Genomic DNA, 15,017 nt, shown 5'->3' on the forward strand with positions numbered 1-15,017 from the left:
GCCAGTTGGTGATTTTGAACTTTTGCTTTGCCACGGAACGGTCTGCGTTGTCGGGAAGATGCGTGATCTGATCCTTCAACTCAGCAAAAGTTCGATTTATTCAACAAAGCCTCATTACAATAGTAATACTGACTGATTATTGAGGAATTGTTCGGAAAATATATAAAAAGAAACAATATTGACCAGACTCAGCCTTTCCGCTGCTTTGCTTGCGAGGCGAACAGAGTACGGTAACTATCAAAGAACAGCAGTAACAATTATTCAGCTAACTTATTTTCATGTAATAATGATTATCATTTGCGAACTTACCCTAAAATCTTCAGCACTCACCTGGACCCGGGAAGTGTGCAACCCTGCGCTTTCTACGGTACCCGCTTATATCCTGCAACGGTAAAGCAGATGATCCCGAAGGCAAGCCAGTGTAAAATCGACAAATATATATAGCGGGGAACACCGAACCCGGAGGATGAATATGAAGTTTTTAGTCACTGGAGCCGCAGGATTTATCGGCTTTCATGCAAGTCAGCGCCTTCTGGAGGCGGGTCATGATGTTGTTGGCATCGACAACATGAACGATTACTACGATGTCAATCTCAAGCAGTCTCGCCTGGATCTTTTACAGTCCCCTCGGTTCAGTTTTTACAAAATCGATCTTGCCGATCGCGAAGGCATGGCGCAAATTTTTGCTACTGAGAAGTTTGATCGGGTGATCCATCTGGCAGCGCAGGCTGGCGTGCGTTATTCGCTGGAAAATCCGCATGCCTATGCCGATGCCAACCTGATTGGTTATCTGAACATTCTGGAAGGCTGCCGACACAACAAAGTACAACATTTGCTGTACGCCTCTTCCAGTTCAGTATATGGCCTGAACCGCAAGATGCCGTTCTCCACGGATGATTCGGTCGATCACCCGGTGTCACTGTATGCGGCAACCAAAAAAGCCAATGAACTGATGGCGCATACCTACTCTCATCTCTATGGCATCCCCACCACCGGCTTACGTTTCTTCACCGTGTATGGCCCGTGGGGGCGTCCGGATATGGCCCTGTTCAAATTCACTAAGGCGATGCTGGAAGGTAAGAGCATCGACGTCTACAACTACGGCAAGATGAAGCGTGATTTCACCTACATCGATGACATCGTAGAAGCGATTGTCCGCGTGCAGGATGTCATTCCGCAGGCAGATCCTGAATGGACCGTAGAAAACGGCTCACCGGCCACCAGTTCAGCCCCTTATCGAATCTATAATATCGGCAACAGCTCGCCGGTGGAGTTGATGGACTACATCACCGCTCTGGAAGAAGCGATGGAGATGGAAGCTGAGAAAAACATGATGCCGATCCAGCCGGGCGATGTCCTGGAAACCAGCGCCGATACCAAGCTACTGTATGATCTGGTTGGCTTTAAACCGCAGACATCCGTTAAGGATGGCGTGAAGAAATTCGTGGAGTGGTACAAGGCGTATTACAACGCCTGAGTGGTTACCTGATTCTTTCTGAACCGCAATCGCAGGGTTGCGGTTTTTTTGTTCCCGCGTTTTACAAAAGCGTTGATGAGCCTCCGCTTTGGTTAGCTCCTGTTTATTTCGTGCCCAATCCCTGAATACAAAAACAAAAAAAGCCCGCATAGCAGGCTTCTTTTCCCTTCCGGCGCTTATCTCCGGCATCTACATCTCAGTGACGGTAGCTCTTCACAAGGTATGATTTAACATATCTGACCACCGTAAGCCGGGCAATGGTTTTAGCATAAAATTACAGACTGCATCACACTACCGAGGTCGTCGTTATAGAAAATTTGTAAAAGCGGAGGCAAGGGAGAGATGGACCAGCGGCAGCACCGCTGGCACTCAGGATCGAAAGGGCTAATCGTTGCCAAAGAGATCGCGGGTATAAACCTTATCCGCAACATCAGCCAGCTCTTCCGCCATACGGTTAGAAATGATGACATCAGCTTCTTGCTTAAAGGCATCCAGATCGCGAACGACGCGAGAATTAAAGAATTCATCTTCTTGCATCACCGGTTCGTAAATAATAACCGGGATACCTTTGGCTTTAATACGCTTCATAATCCCTTGGATTGAAGAGGCGCGGAAGTTATCTGAGCCGCTCTTCATGATCAGACGATAAACCCCAACCACTTTCGGTTTACGCGCAAGGATAGAGTCAGCAATAAAGTCTTTACGGGTACGGTTAGCATCCACAATAGCGCCAATGATATTGTTTGGCACCGATTCGTAGTTCGCCAGCAGCTGTTTAGTATCTTTCGGCAGGCAGTATCCACCGTAACCGAATGACGGGTTGTTATAGTGATTGCCGATCCTCGGGTCCAGGCACACGCCTTCAATAATCTGCTTGCTGTTGAGACCCTGGCTTTCTGCATAGCTATCCAGCTCATTAAAATAAGCGACACGCAGAGCAAGGTAGGTATTGGCAAACAGCTTGATCGCCTCCGCTTCGGTCGAGTCGGTAAACAGCGTCGGGATATCCTGCTTGATAGCCCCCTCTTTCAGCAGACTGGCAAAACGCTCTGCCCGCTCCGAACGTTCACCGATGACGATACGAGAAGGATGCAGATTGTCATACAGCGCACGACCTTCGCGCAAAAACTCCGGGGAGAAGATGACATTGTCGATGCCCAGACGCTCTTTGACATCACGGGTGAAACCGACCGGAATGGTCGATTTAATGATCATGACGGCGTTGGGGTTAATCTCAGTGACATCACGAATAACGGCTTCAACGGTTGAGGTATTGAAGTAGTTGGTTTTCGGATCGTAGTCAGTCGGTGTGGCGATAATGACATAGTCAGCATTGCGATATGCATCTTGCTTGTCAGTTGTCGCACGAAAATTCAGTGGTTTTTCGTTCAGGTATTCCTGAATCTCTTTATCAACAATCGGCGATATCTTCTGGTTCAGCTTATCAACTTTAGATTGTACGATATCCAGCGCAACCACTTCGTGGTTCTGCGCAATCAGGATGCCGTTCGATAAGCCAACATAACCGGTACCGGAAATAGTAATTTTCATTCGATCACACTTTAATCAGTTAACTGGACGGCGGTATCTTAACCACCCTGTAATCAACATCTCCGGCGGTTGTACTCTTTGAGAAGATAAGTGTCAAGAAAGGCACAAAATGGTGCTCTTAAAAAGGCCCGGATTGGGCCTTTTCAGGAAGCATAAATAACGAACAATGGAATATTTAGTTATATACTTCAGCGGTCGCCAAAGTATGGGCTAGCATATCTTTCTCAGACAAAGAAAGCGTGCAACCGTCCAGTTCAGGCCAATTAATACCAATATCCGGGTCATTCCAGAGAATGCTGCGCTCTGACTGTGGCGCGTAGTAGTTGGTCGCTTTATAGACAAACTGCACCGTCTCACTCAGCGCCATAAAACCATGCGCAAACCCTTCCGGGATCCACAACTGACGTTTATTCTCTGCGCTGAGCACCGCCCCAACCCATTTGCCAAAGGTTGGAGATGAACGACGGATATCCACCGCCACATCAAAAACCTCACCTTCCACGCAGCGCACCAGTTTACCCTGCGAGTGCGGATCCAGCTGATAGTGCAGACCGCGCAGCACGCCCTTCTGCGACTGCGAGTGGTTGTCCTGAACAAACTCAACATGACGACCGACCGCCTCATCAAACACCTTGCTACTGAAGCTTTCGAAGAAAAAACCACGCGCATCACCGAACACGCGAGGTTCAAAAATCAGTACGTCAGGAATGTCTGTTTTAATAATATTCATCTTGTATGCCCTTACTTGCCTGAAACTTCAACGACCACGCGCTCTACACCCTGACGCCAGTCCGGTAGCGTGACACCAAATACGCGCTGGAATTTTTCATTCGACAGGCGGGAATTCAGCGGACGTTTTGCCGGCGTTGGATAGGCCGTTGTCGGGATCCCGTTAACCTCATTGATAGCCAGCTGCACGCCGTTAGCACGTGCCACGTCAAAAACAAAGCGGGCATAGTCATACCAGCTCGTTTCACCGCTGGCGACCAGATGGTAGGTTCCGGCAACCGCTTTATTACGCAACTCTTCACGGATGGCGATGGCGGTGCAGTCTGCCAGCAGCTCTGCCCCGGTCGGCGCGCCGTGCTGATCGTTAATGATCGACAGCGTCTCTTTCTCACTCGCCAGACGCAGCATGGTTTTCGCAAAGTTCGCCCCACGGGTCGCGTAAACCCAGCTGGTGCGGAAAATCAGATGGCGGGGGTTTGCCTGCTCCAGCGCAATTTCTCCGGCGCGTTTGGTCTCACCATAGACGTTCAGCGGCCCGGTGGCCTCCTCTTCCTGACGATAGTGACTCCCCTCCCCGTCGAACACATAATCGGTGGAGTAATGCACCATCAGGGCGCCCAGCTTCGCCGACTCTTCCGCCAGCACCGCCACGCCCTTGTCGTTCAGCAGGTCGGACAGCTCACGCTCGCTTTCAGCTTTATCTACCGCAGTGTGGGCCGCCGCATTGACAATGACATCCGGTTTTACCTGACGAACAGTTTGTGCAATGCCTTCCAGATTCGTTAAATCACCGCATAATTCTTTATCGAAGTAATCAACGGCGACCACCTCACCCAGCGTCGACAGCGAACGCTGCAGCTCCCAGCCAACCTGGCCATTTTTACCAATCAGTAAAATTTTCATTATTAAATACCTTGTATATGATCGGCAGGCGATTAACGTTCGTTAAGCAGGCGTTTCAGATAAGCGCCATATTCGGTTTTCTTCAGGCGTTCAGCCTGGGCCGCAACTCCTTCGGCACCCAGCCAGTCATTGCGGTAAGCAATCTCTTCCAGACAAGCCACCTTCATGCCCTGGCGCTTCTCAATAGTGTGAATAAACTGCGAAGCCTCAATCAGGCTGTCATGAGTACCGGTATCGAGCCAGGCAAAACCACGGCCCAGCAGTTCAACCTGCAGGTCGCCACGATCCAAATACATCTGGTTCAGGGTGGTGATTTCCAGCTCTCCACGCTCAGATGGCTTCACCTCTTTCGCCATTTCCACAACATTGTTGTCGTAGAAATAGAGTCCAGTAACTGCCCAATCTGATTTTGGTTTTAGCGGTTTTTCTTCAATCGACAAGGCGCGGAAGTCCTCATCAAATTCCACCACGCCAAAGCGCTCCGGATCGAGGACCTGATAGCCAAAGACAGTAGCACCCGACGTTTTGCTGGCTGCCGCTTCCAGTTTTTTACCAAAACTCTGACCGAAATAAATATTGTCGCCCAGCACTAACGCACAGGAATCATTGCCGATAAATTTCTCACCGATAATAAAAGCCTGCGCCAGACCATCCGGAGAAGGCTGAATAGCATAGCTGAAGTTAACCCCAAACTGCGAACCATCGCCCAGCAGACGCTGGAAAGCAGGCATATCTTCCGGCGTGGTGATGATCAGAATATCGCGGATCCCTGCCAGCATCAGCACAGACACCGGATAATAAATCATCGGCTTATCGTAAATCGGCAGAAGCTGTTTAGAGACACCCTGGGTAATAGGGTACAAACGCGTACCGGAGCCACCGGCCAGAACAATACCTTTCATTTGTCAGTTTCCTTAATAAGTGAGTCAAGCCAGGACAATTAGTTATTCAGACCAAGACGTTCACCGGCATAGGAGCCGTCCAGCACACGCTGCCACCAGTTCTGATTGGTCAGATACCAGTGAACCGTTTTTTCAATTCCACTTTCAAAAGTTTCTTCCGGCACCCAGCCCAGGTCGCGCTGAATTTTTGTGGCATCTATCGCATAACGCAGATCATGTCCCGGGCGATCTTTCACAAAGGTGATGAGATCGGCAAACTGGCTGATGTTGCCCGGCTTCTGTTCCACCACTTTATCGAGAATGGAGCAGATAGTACGTACTACATCAATATTCTTACGCTCGTTATGGCCGCCAATGTTATAAGTTTCACCGCTCTCACCCTCGGTGGCGACTTTATAAAGTGCACGCGCGTGATCTTCCACATAGAGCCAGTCTCGAATCTGTTCGCCGTTGCCATACACCGGCAGCGGTTTACCCGCCAGCGCATTGAGAATGGTCAGCGGGATCAGTTTTTCCGGGAAATGATATGGGCCATAGTTGTTTGAGCAGTTAGTCACCACTACCGGCAGACCGTAGGTACGGTTCCAGGCACGCACCAGATGGTCACTCCCGGCCTTAGAGGCAGAGTACGGGCTGCTTGGCGCATAAGACGTTTCTTCCGTAAACAGGTCATCAGTGCCGTGCAGGTCACCATAAACTTCATCAGTAGAGATATGATGGAAACGGAAGGCCTGCTTCGGGGCCGCTTCCAGGGTTGACCAGTAGTGCCGAGCTGCTTCCAGCAGCGTGAAAGTACCAATAAGGTTGGTCTGAATAAAGGCCGCTGGACCGTCAATTGAGCGATCGACATGGCTTTCTGCCGCCAGATGCATCACGATATCCGGACGGAAATCGCTGAACTGTTCCGAGACGGACTTAGCATCGGTAATATCAGTTTGAGTAAAGGAATAACGTTCGCTATTGGCAATCGTCGCCAGAGATTCAAGATTCCCCGCATAAGTCAGGCAATCCATCACGCGAACTTCATCCTTGGTGTTTTCAATAATATGACGAACAACTGCAGAACCAATAAAACCCGCGCCGCCAGTGACAAGGATCTTCATATTTAATCTACCTTTAATGTTAAATTAAAACTTCAAGTTAATAGTTATAAAAACCCAGCGCATTAAATTTAATACGCTAGTCTTACTCAGACTACAACATCAAGAAATATATTCAGAAGAGAGTATAATCGAGTCGGAAAGTTACTAAACCTTTGATGTTATAATATAAGGTGAGGTACTTATTCTTATAAAATAACAGCCAGAAAATCCTGGGGTATTCCCCCAGGATTGAAGCAGAATAGAATTATTCCATCCACTCAGTATGGAATACGCCTTCTTTATCAGTACGCTTATAGGTATGAGCACCGAAATAGTCGCGCTGAGCCTGGATCAGGTTAGCCGGCAGGACCGCAGAACGATAGCTGTCGTAGTAGGCAATGGCAGCAGAGAATGTCGGAACAGGGATGCCGTTCTGAACAGCATAAGCCACGACATCACGCAGTGCCTGCTGATATTCATCAGCGATCTGTTTGAAGTACGGTGCCAGCAGCAGGTTGGCGATACCCGCATTCTGCTCGTAAGCATCAGTGATCTTCTGCAGGAACTGCGCACGGATAATGCAACCGGCACGGAAGATTTTGGCAATCTCACCGTAGTTAAGATCCCAGTTGTATTCATCAGACGCAGCACGCAGCTGGGAGAAGCCCTGAGCATAAGAAACGATTTTGCCCAGGTACAGAGCGCGACGAACTTTCTCTACAAACTCTACCTTGTCACCAGCCGATTGAGCTTTTGGCCCCGTCAGAACTTTAGACGCTGCAACACGCTGGTCCTTCAGTGAAGAGATGTAACGCGCAAAGACAGATTCGGTGATCAGGGACAACGGTTCCCCCAGGTCGAGTGAGCTCTGGCTGGTCCATTTACCGGTACCTTTGTTGGCGGCTTCATCAAGAATCACGTCAACAAGGTATTTATCTTCTTCATCTTTTTTAGAGAAGATGTCTTTGGTTATATCAATCAGGTAGCTGCTGAGCTCGCCTTCGTTCCACTCGGTGAAGGTTGTTGCTAGTTCTTCATTAGAAAGCGCCAGGCCACCTTTCAGTAAAGAGTATGCTTCCGCGATAAGCTGCATATCGCCATACTCGATGCCGTTATGCACCATCTTGACATAGTGACCAGCACCGTCAGCACCAATATAGGCGACACATGGTTCACCGTCTTCGGCACGTGCAGCGATCTGCTCAAGAATTGGCGCTACCAGCTCGTAAGCTTCTTTCTGCCCACCAGGCATGATAGATGGGCCTTTCAGTGCGCCCTCTTCCCCACCAGAAACACCGGTACCAATGAAGTTAAAACCTTCAGCAGACAGTTCACGATTGCGACGAATTGTGTCCTGGAAGAAGGTGTTCCCTCCATCAATGATGATGTCGCCTTTGTCCAGATATGGCTTAAGAGAATCGATCGCGCTATCAGTGCCAGCGCCTGCTTTCACCATCAACAGGATGCGGCGTGGAGTTTCGAGAGATTCAACAAACTCTTTGACGGTATAATGTGGGACCAGTTTCTTGCCCGGATTCTCGGCAATCACTTCTTCGGTCTTTTCACGGGAGCGGTTGAAAACAGAGACGGTATAACCACGGCTTTCGATGTTGAGCGCAAGGTTACGCCCCATCACTGCCATACCGACAACCCCGATCTGTTGCTTGGACATTACATACTCCTGTCTGGTGTGGTCACTGCGATACATTCGCAGATTAAAGGTGATTATTATGTTATCGTAAACAGGAGAGGCAGCATAGCCCGAAATCATGATGGATTAAGTGGCATACAAGAGTAAAAAGCATCAAATACACATACAAAAAAGTCTAATTACCAATACATTAATCTAAACATGTTTTATCCACTGTACAAAGGAATCCATGAAAGACCGTCATTAATAAACTTCACGTAACTTCGTTCATTTCTACTTAAAACAATACTAGATGAATCATAATTTACTCTTACGACTCCCTCTGAATTCGCTTTCACTTCATATATAACTCCCCGTAAATTTTTCTTAGGAAGAAATAAATTTATGGTATACCTGTTATTGCAAATTATATATGATGGTCCATCAATCGAGAGAATGGTATTTTTTGCAATTCGTAGAACTTCGAATTTCCCTGAGTTTTGGACACCATCAGTCCTTACAGAATAGACAATTTTATCATTAATAGAGGATTTTATTAAATAAGATTCTGGTAATGTATCAATATGGCTACTAAAATCTATCACGCTACCTTTCCAGTGCTTGTTTATATTATTTGTGACATGCAGAGCCGAATGCTTTGGTTCATCAGCTGAAAACGCCACATCTATATCACTAGAACTATAAAAACCAGTAACCCAGCGTCCTGTAGCTCTGAATGCTTGCTGAAAAGGTTGACCAAGATTACTCAAATTTACAGCATGAAATCCCCAAACAGGATTCCCATGAGTCCCATCCGAAAAAAAACCAAGTTCATAGCCAGTTGCTGTTTTAGCCGAACTATTCTTAGTTAGGAAAATATTTGTGTTTTGACCCCATATTTTATCAGCAGAATTAATCAATAATTGAACTGAGTTGCGAGGAACTATTCCATTAACATTTTTACCTTGTTCGTACCAAGAGTTGATGCCGACAAACTTTTGAGATGGATTGATTGAAACAATACGCCCATATATACGAGGCTCAGAAATAGTGGATACAAACATACCTAATTTTATTCTATCGAGATATCCTATATCATGCACATAAAATCCATCATGGCTATACGTGATTTCAGGTTCTCGTAAGATAAGCTGATCCTCAGGACCATACATTCCAATATAATAACCCACATGGTCTCTATTTTGATACATTGCTTGTTCTGAATCTTTTTTAAATCCTAGCACCTGTACTTTTGCATTTTCATTGTTGACAATCAAATAATCACCAACAGCATGCTCATAGTTTCCAAAAGTTTTAGAATAAATACCTTTAGCTGTAACATCAGTTGAAATAAAGAATCCGATAATAATATAAACAGATTTAACATTCATTATTACACCTAGATATTTTAACAATAGCACTCAACCAAAATCAAAAAACTCACATTACACAACACGGAACACAGAACACAGAACACAGAACACAGAACACAGAACACAGAACACAACACAGATATTAAGAAAACAAATTAAGATTTATTAAAGCTAGCTACAACAAATTCACATCCCGACCAAATAAAGTAATCTTTTTAGAACAAAACAAAGTTATTAATATAAGTTGCATAATGCAAGAGGCGAATACTAGCATATTCTCAAAAATCATAAATGCCGTAATTGTCGAAAGAAGGGCAGCGACAGCTCTTATATGACGTTTTCTATTCAACATCAAGAATAAAGTTAAAATAAAAAACATATATAAATATAATAAAATAACCCCCAAACTTCCAAATGTTATTGCAGCATAGCAAAAGCCGGTTGTTGCATTAAGCTCATCTGTAATCAGAATCGTTGGGAATCGAGACTTAACAGTATCATCTATGCGCTTGGATATGAAATCTGGTAAAATAGCCACATTCAAAAAGTCTGTAACATTGCCTTTATCATATCTAGGATTCCGTTCCTGATATAATAAATTAGCATAAGGGGAAGAAGCATATATATAAAACCAAGAGAACCCAGAAGGTAAACTATCAAGAACAACACTATCTATCTTAGCAACCCGGAATAATGGTTTGTCGTCCGTATAACCAGAAGACACCATTCTTTTATCTCCTATATATCCAAATGTAATGATTATAATCAGAAAACATAGTAACACACTTACTATAGACTTTACTTTTGCATTATAAGACAAATATATAAAAAAACAAGGTAGGATTATCATCAACATAGCAGCCCTGTTTACAATAATGATAGAAAACAGTACCCCCAAGATTGTTAGTAATAAATTTCTTTTATTCCCAAACAAGATATATCGTTCAAAACCGATGATCGCCGATGCTGATACGTAACTTAGGAAAAACACATGAAAAGAGGCGATACCAAACTCACGGTAATTATAAGTCACTCCTTCAAAAACCATTAAAAAAGGTATTGCTCCAGAAGAAATAATCTCTAAGCCTGTTCCAGCTATTATAAACATCGCTACCATGTAAACATTAAACTTAGATGAGTTACCAGGTTCACTTCTTGCTATAAATCGTTTTAATCTTCCTGAATAAAAAAAACCAAATATTAAACAAAACAAAACCATAACTAATATTATTAATTGAGTAGCCTCTGTGTTATCCAACAAAAATAAAGAAGATAATTTCATTTTAAAGAGTACAATCGCCACAGAAAAGGCAATGGAGAATATATAAAATGGATTTATAAATACCATTCTCATATAAATACTCTCCAAGGAAAATAAAATATAACATTCATAAAGCGTCCTTAATTAAGGAATCAGCCACTACATAATAATAAATATGACTGATTCTCATAATAATTTAAAGATACTGACTTAATTCAGCCGAAATCATATTCTTTTGCGACACCAATAACTCATCATTATTAATATCATAGCTCTCACTACAAAGTCTCAAAAAATCATCACTAAAATCAAAATCACTAGATACCGAATAATCTGCAGGGTCCATCCATGCCTCTAAAAATCCTCTTAACTTCACAACCTTTCTTGTAGATATAGCACAGACTTTGTGACCAAAAGAATATGAGGTAATTGCTCCATGTAAACTCGTCCCAATATATGCTTTTGCATTTGCAAGTGTAGCCATAATTGACAACACATGCGGATCGTTTTGCATCGCTACCGGGATACTTGCATTAGATAAAAGAGTAAAAATACGCGAAAGAATTACATGATCTTCATGTCCTGTTGCTCGTCCAATTGGCAATAGAATTATAGAGATATTCAGCTTTTTATTAATCTCGATAATTTCATTTACTATCTGATCTTCATAACCCTCACCATTTGCTCTTGCACATTGGAAAACAATATAATTTTCAAAACTAAAATTATTAGATGAGACGACATTATTTTTCCATTTTACTTCTGCTAACTTACTTATTGGATAATAATCTGACATAATCAATGCTGTGTCAGGAAGTAAATTACATGATACTCCGCCCCGGACAAGATACTCTTTTGTAATACTTTCCCTGACAGAGATTGAATCGACGTAAATAAGCTCCCTAGGTATATCATGTATAAACTTACTTTTACTGAGCTCAAACCCTGAACCACCAACTCCGGTATAGAATATTTTACATTCAATATTTTTATGCGTTATTATATATGGATATTTATTTTTTTGCCCCCAAATAATTCTTATTATTTGGTTAGATAAACTTACGCCCAATAATTTTCTGGCAACTTTTAATAAAAAATAAAAATTTTCACCCGATAAATGACCTAGCATACCAACCCAGTCAACCGTTAGAATATCGCCCCCACACATTATCACTCTATCTTCGGGAGATGATAGTACACTTTTATTTAATAATGACTTTATCGATTTCGTACGTACACCACCGATAGATTCAAGATTTGACTCAGATAATGAATAATAATTAATTTCTGCACTCTCACTATGTCTTCTTATAAACTCTGAATGGATGAGTGGAAATAAAATATCACCATAATTATGACGGTCAAAAGCCCCAACAATATTGTATTTACGCATTTTTTTTAACTTCCACCTTATATAATATATATCTCAGAGTATTAAGAATAACAAAACTAATTGTTACCCGCAAAACCCACGAATATGCAGCACCCACCACACCATAATGCTTTACAAAAACGGGAAAATAAATCACATACAGTACTAAATCAAAAACATGAGAAAAAGCAGTAAATTGTGGCTTCCCCGAGGATTGAATCCACGTAAATGCAGGCTGAATTAATCCATGAATCATAAAACCAATCAAAAAGAGACAAAATATTACTTTCGAGTGTTCTGCAAATTGTTCATTGATCCATGTCGACAATATAAAGTGAGCACACGAAATTCCAATACATACGGGGAGAATTAAAATACCAAATACCCCCCAAAAAGAACGCCAATATATTTTATTAGCATATTTGATATCAGATGGGATTTTTTTCACTAAAAGCGGGAATAGTACACCACAAACGCTAGCAGCGACAATAGCTACTTTAGAAACAACTTCATAGGGTGTAGTATAATACGCAACAACACTAGCGCCAATAAGTGACGCAATAAAAAACCTGTCAATATATAGCATGACTGGTGCTATAATATTACTAATTGATACCCAACCACCAAATTTAACCAGCTCAATTCCCATATCCATTCTTATAGCGCTTTTTATTGTACTGAAACCACAAATTCGGATAACAGTAGCATTCATCATATAATAAAAAAATATGGCCATAACAATACGCAATATGCATAAACTAATAGTGATGCTAATCAAGCTGGGACTACTAAGCGAAACAATAAAGGGCACTGCGTACATTAAAAATGAGAATGGTATTTTCCCAGTTGCAATTTTTTTAAATTCTCCGAAAGCTTCCATTACACCGGAAAAAACTGACTGGGAAACCACAAATGGTAAACAAAAAGATATAATATATAAACTATCTCTCACCTCTTTTTCAATATCGCTTGTAGACGGGTTAAATATTTTATGAGTGATCTCACTAGCATATAATGAGAAAAAAAACGATACACATAATATGATGACTACAATTGCTGATAGCCCTGTAAGAATAGATGATGCAAGCTCATTAAGCTTATTTAACTCTTTGTACTTTACCACCTGTTTGGTAATTGACCTAGTCAAACCAAAGTCAAATACATTCATATACCCAATAACGGAATAGATAAGTGTTAAAATACCAAAGCGTTCAGTTCCTATATTTTTAATAATAAAAGGAATAACAAGAATCGCCGTTACTACCGGAAAAATAAAACCGACCAAATTCCATGACACATTATGTAGAAAATTATTATTTGTCTTTTTCATAAAAAACCTATAGACTGAGAATGTTATTAGAATTAAATATTCATAAGCTCCTCATAAAGTAATGATTGTTATAAAGCCTTAATGACAAAAATATAAAAAAACACAATGTTTCGGATAAACCCTTTCTTTTTAAAATCATTATTTAAAAATAAAGATAATCGTTTGAAAATGTTCACGTCTTTTGGACTTGAAAACTGCAACAATAAACTCGCGTTTTTCCTCTCTATTTTATCTGAGAAATCATTGAGAAATAAACGAGCCTGGTCTTGTGTTTTAACTATAGATCTTTTTGCCTTAATATAATTATCGTGTATTTTGTAAATACTTAATATTGCGCTAAGATTAAATGGTTTTGCGCCGACTTGGTTGCCACCATGCTGTCTATATAATATCAGTGAACTATCAATGAAATCAATTCGCCCAAATGCTTTTGCAATAAGAGCCAAATACCAGTCATGCATTATAGACTCGATAATCGTACTTTCACGAGCGATATTCAATAACGTTTTATTACAAGCCATGACACAACCTGTTACTGAATTACTAACAATTAATTCATTGAACGATGGGTTTGCATTTATATTCTGGTACTTAAACATAGATTCACTTCGAGGTGACAAATATCCATTTGTCACACACAAATCTGAGTGAATTAAAATTGGTCCCGCATACTCTTTTTCAATACTCATAAACCTATCGATGAACATTCTCATCTTAGCGGGTAACCAGAAATCGTCTTGATCACAAAAGAAGATATAATCAGCACTTGAAGAATTAATCAAACCATTAAAGTTTTCTTTAACTCCACCTTTCTTGGTAGTATTGACTAAGATAATTCTATTATCCAACTTACTAATATTATTGATAATTTGGATAGTATCATCTGTTGAACCATCATCTGATATCAATAATCGACAATCATATTCTGTAACTTTTTGAAAATTTAACAGGATGGATTCGATCTGTTCGGCAATATACTTTTCACCATTATAGGTAGCTAATAAAACATCTATTTTTTTCATATTCAATAAATTAATCTATATTTGCGAGTATTATAAGTAGAAAATTAATAAATTACATCAATTTTTGCTACCCACCAGTTTACTTATGACTTATTAATTACCTTACCTAACGAATTATCACATTTTATATGAGACTTTAATATATTAATAATTTTTGCGTCAAACACTGAATATATTTGTCTTTTAGCCAGCGAGGGATATTGTTCTGCAATAATAGTCCTCCCTTTACAAAATAAACATTGACAATCTGTTTAGCAAAATAAGACCAAGAAACGGCTTTGTTGAATAAATCGAACTTTTGCTGAGTTGAAGGATCAGATCACGCATCTTCCCGACAACGCAGACCGTTCCGTGGCAAAGCAAAAGTTCAAAATCACCAACTGGC

Annotated in this window: 14 protein-coding genes; 2 read left to right on the top strand and 12 right to left on the bottom strand. The window is 41.8% G+C overall.

All coding sequences use genetic code 11. The annotated features are described in order from the left end of the window. Positions 1–79, bottom strand: a 79-nt coding sequence (locus tag AC6CWS_RS25840) for a hypothetical protein (protein WP_223602338.1), incomplete at its 3' end; no start/stop codon positions are given. 393 nt (positions 80–472) lie between these two features. Between AC6CWS_RS25840 and AC6CWS_RS25845 the strand changes: the two genes are divergently transcribed. Next, positions 473–1,477, top strand: a complete 1,005-nt coding sequence (locus AC6CWS_RS25845; RefSeq protein WP_065806299.1) for an NAD-dependent epimerase — start codon at positions 473–475, stop codon at positions 1,475–1,477. A gap of 384 nt (positions 1,478–1,861) precedes the next feature. Here the strand turns inward: AC6CWS_RS25845 and ugd are convergent, their stop codons facing one another. From ugd to AC6CWS_RS25900, 11 genes are all read right to left on the bottom strand, one after another. Next, positions 1,862–3,028 carry a UDP-glucose 6-dehydrogenase gene (gene ugd, locus AC6CWS_RS25850; RefSeq protein ID WP_065806300.1) on the bottom strand — a complete coding sequence of 389 codons (1,167 nt, stop codon included), beginning with the start codon at positions 3,026–3,028 and terminating at the stop codon, positions 1,862–1,864. Positions 3,029–3,203: 175 nt separating this feature from the next. After that, positions 3,204–3,758, bottom strand: coding sequence for a dTDP-4-dehydrorhamnose 3,5-epimerase (rfbC, locus tag AC6CWS_RS25855; RefSeq protein ID WP_065806301.1), 555 nt, complete (start codon positions 3,756–3,758; stop codon positions 3,204–3,206). 11 nt (positions 3,759–3,769) lie between these two features. Beyond that, complete coding sequence (gene rfbD / locus AC6CWS_RS25860; protein ID WP_223822584.1) at positions 3,770–4,693, bottom strand: dTDP-4-dehydrorhamnose reductase; 924 nt, start codon at positions 4,691–4,693, stop codon at positions 3,770–3,772. Next, the gene (rfbA, locus tag AC6CWS_RS25865; protein WP_065806302.1) at positions 4,693–5,562 is read right to left on the bottom strand and encodes a glucose-1-phosphate thymidylyltransferase RfbA; all 870 of its coding nucleotides are present in this window, start codon (positions 5,560–5,562) and stop codon (positions 4,693–4,695) included. Before rfbA ends, rfbD begins: the two co-directional genes overlap by 1 nt. A 38-nt stretch (positions 5,563–5,600) precedes the next feature. After that, complete coding sequence (gene rfbB / locus AC6CWS_RS25870) at positions 5,601–6,665, bottom strand: dTDP-glucose 4,6-dehydratase (RefSeq protein WP_065806303.1); 1,065 nt, start codon at positions 6,663–6,665, stop codon at positions 5,601–5,603. A 244-nt stretch (positions 6,666–6,909) separates the two neighbouring features. Next, on the bottom strand, positions 6,910–8,316 hold the full coding sequence (gene gnd, locus AC6CWS_RS25875) for an NADP-dependent phosphogluconate dehydrogenase (protein WP_136070921.1): 1,407 nt from the start codon (positions 8,314–8,316) through the stop codon (positions 6,910–6,912). Positions 8,317–8,501: 185 nt separating this feature from the next. Then, the gene (locus AC6CWS_RS25880; RefSeq protein WP_136070920.1) at positions 8,502–9,665 is read right to left on the bottom strand and encodes a hypothetical protein; all 1,164 of its coding nucleotides are present in this window, start codon (positions 9,663–9,665) and stop codon (positions 8,502–8,504) included. Between the two features lie 157 nt (positions 9,666–9,822). Beyond that, positions 9,823–11,001 (bottom strand): O-antigen polymerase, encoded by a 1,179-nt coding sequence (locus tag AC6CWS_RS25885; RefSeq protein ID WP_139102916.1) that lies wholly within the window; start codon positions 10,999–11,001, stop codon positions 9,823–9,825. Positions 11,002–11,104: 103 nt separating this feature from the next. Further along, a complete protein-coding gene (locus tag AC6CWS_RS25890) occupies positions 11,105–12,301 on the bottom strand; it encodes a polysaccharide pyruvyl transferase family protein (protein ID WP_074423277.1) in 1,197 nt (398 codons plus the stop codon). Then, positions 12,294–13,610, bottom strand: coding sequence for a flippase (locus AC6CWS_RS25895; RefSeq protein WP_498256456.1), 1,317 nt, complete (start codon positions 13,608–13,610; stop codon positions 12,294–12,296). The genes AC6CWS_RS25890 and AC6CWS_RS25895 overlap by 8 nt, the downstream gene beginning before the upstream one ends. 68 nt (positions 13,611–13,678) lie before the next feature. After that, on the bottom strand, positions 13,679–14,632 hold the full coding sequence (locus tag AC6CWS_RS25900; RefSeq protein ID WP_065806307.1) for a glycosyltransferase family 2 protein: 954 nt from the start codon (positions 14,630–14,632) through the stop codon (positions 13,679–13,681). Positions 14,633–14,938: 306 nt separating this feature from the next. On the opposite strand from AC6CWS_RS25900, the gene AC6CWS_RS25905 reads away from it, so the two are divergent. After that, a partial coding sequence (locus AC6CWS_RS25905) for a hypothetical protein (RefSeq protein WP_223602338.1) occupies positions 14,939–15,017 on the top strand: 79 nt, incomplete at its 3' end.

It is taken from the genome of Klebsiella sp. M041 (assembly GCF_059759695.1).

Bases quoted from the DNA above. Each gene is read 5' to 3' on its own strand.
- gnd (WP_136070921.1), bottom strand. From the start codon at position 8,316: ATGTCCAAGCAACAGATCGGGGTTGTCGGTATGGCAGTGATGGGGCGT.
- rfbC (WP_065806301.1), bottom strand. From the start codon at position 3,758: ATGAATATTATTAAAACAGACATTCCTGACGTACTGATTTTTGAACCT.
- AC6CWS_RS25845 (WP_065806299.1), top strand. From the start codon at position 473: ATGAAGTTTTTAGTCACTGGAGCCGCAGGATTTATCGGCTTTCATGCA.
- AC6CWS_RS25890 (WP_074423277.1), bottom strand. From the start codon at position 12,301: ATGCGTAAATACAATATTGTTGGGGCTTTTGACCGTCATAATTATGGT.
- AC6CWS_RS25885 (WP_139102916.1), bottom strand. From the start codon at position 11,001: ATGAGAATGGTATTTATAAATCCATTTTATATATTCTCCATTGCCTTT.
- AC6CWS_RS25895 (WP_498256456.1), bottom strand. From the start codon at position 13,610: ATGAAAAAGACAAATAATAATTTTCTACATAATGTGTCATGGAATTTG.
- AC6CWS_RS25900 (WP_065806307.1), bottom strand. From the start codon at position 14,632: ATGAAAAAAATAGATGTTTTATTAGCTACCTATAATGGTGAAAAGTAT.
- rfbA (WP_065806302.1), bottom strand. From the start codon at position 5,562: ATGAAAGGTATTGTTCTGGCCGGTGGCTCCGGTACGCGTTTGTACCCT.
- AC6CWS_RS25880 (WP_136070920.1), bottom strand. From the start codon at position 9,665: ATGAATGTTAAATCTGTTTATATTATTATCGGATTCTTTATTTCAACT.
- ugd (WP_065806300.1), bottom strand. From the start codon at position 3,028: ATGAAAATTACTATTTCCGGTACCGGTTATGTTGGCTTATCGAACGGC.
- rfbB (WP_065806303.1), bottom strand. From the start codon at position 6,665: ATGAAGATCCTTGTCACTGGCGGCGCGGGTTTTATTGGTTCTGCAGTT.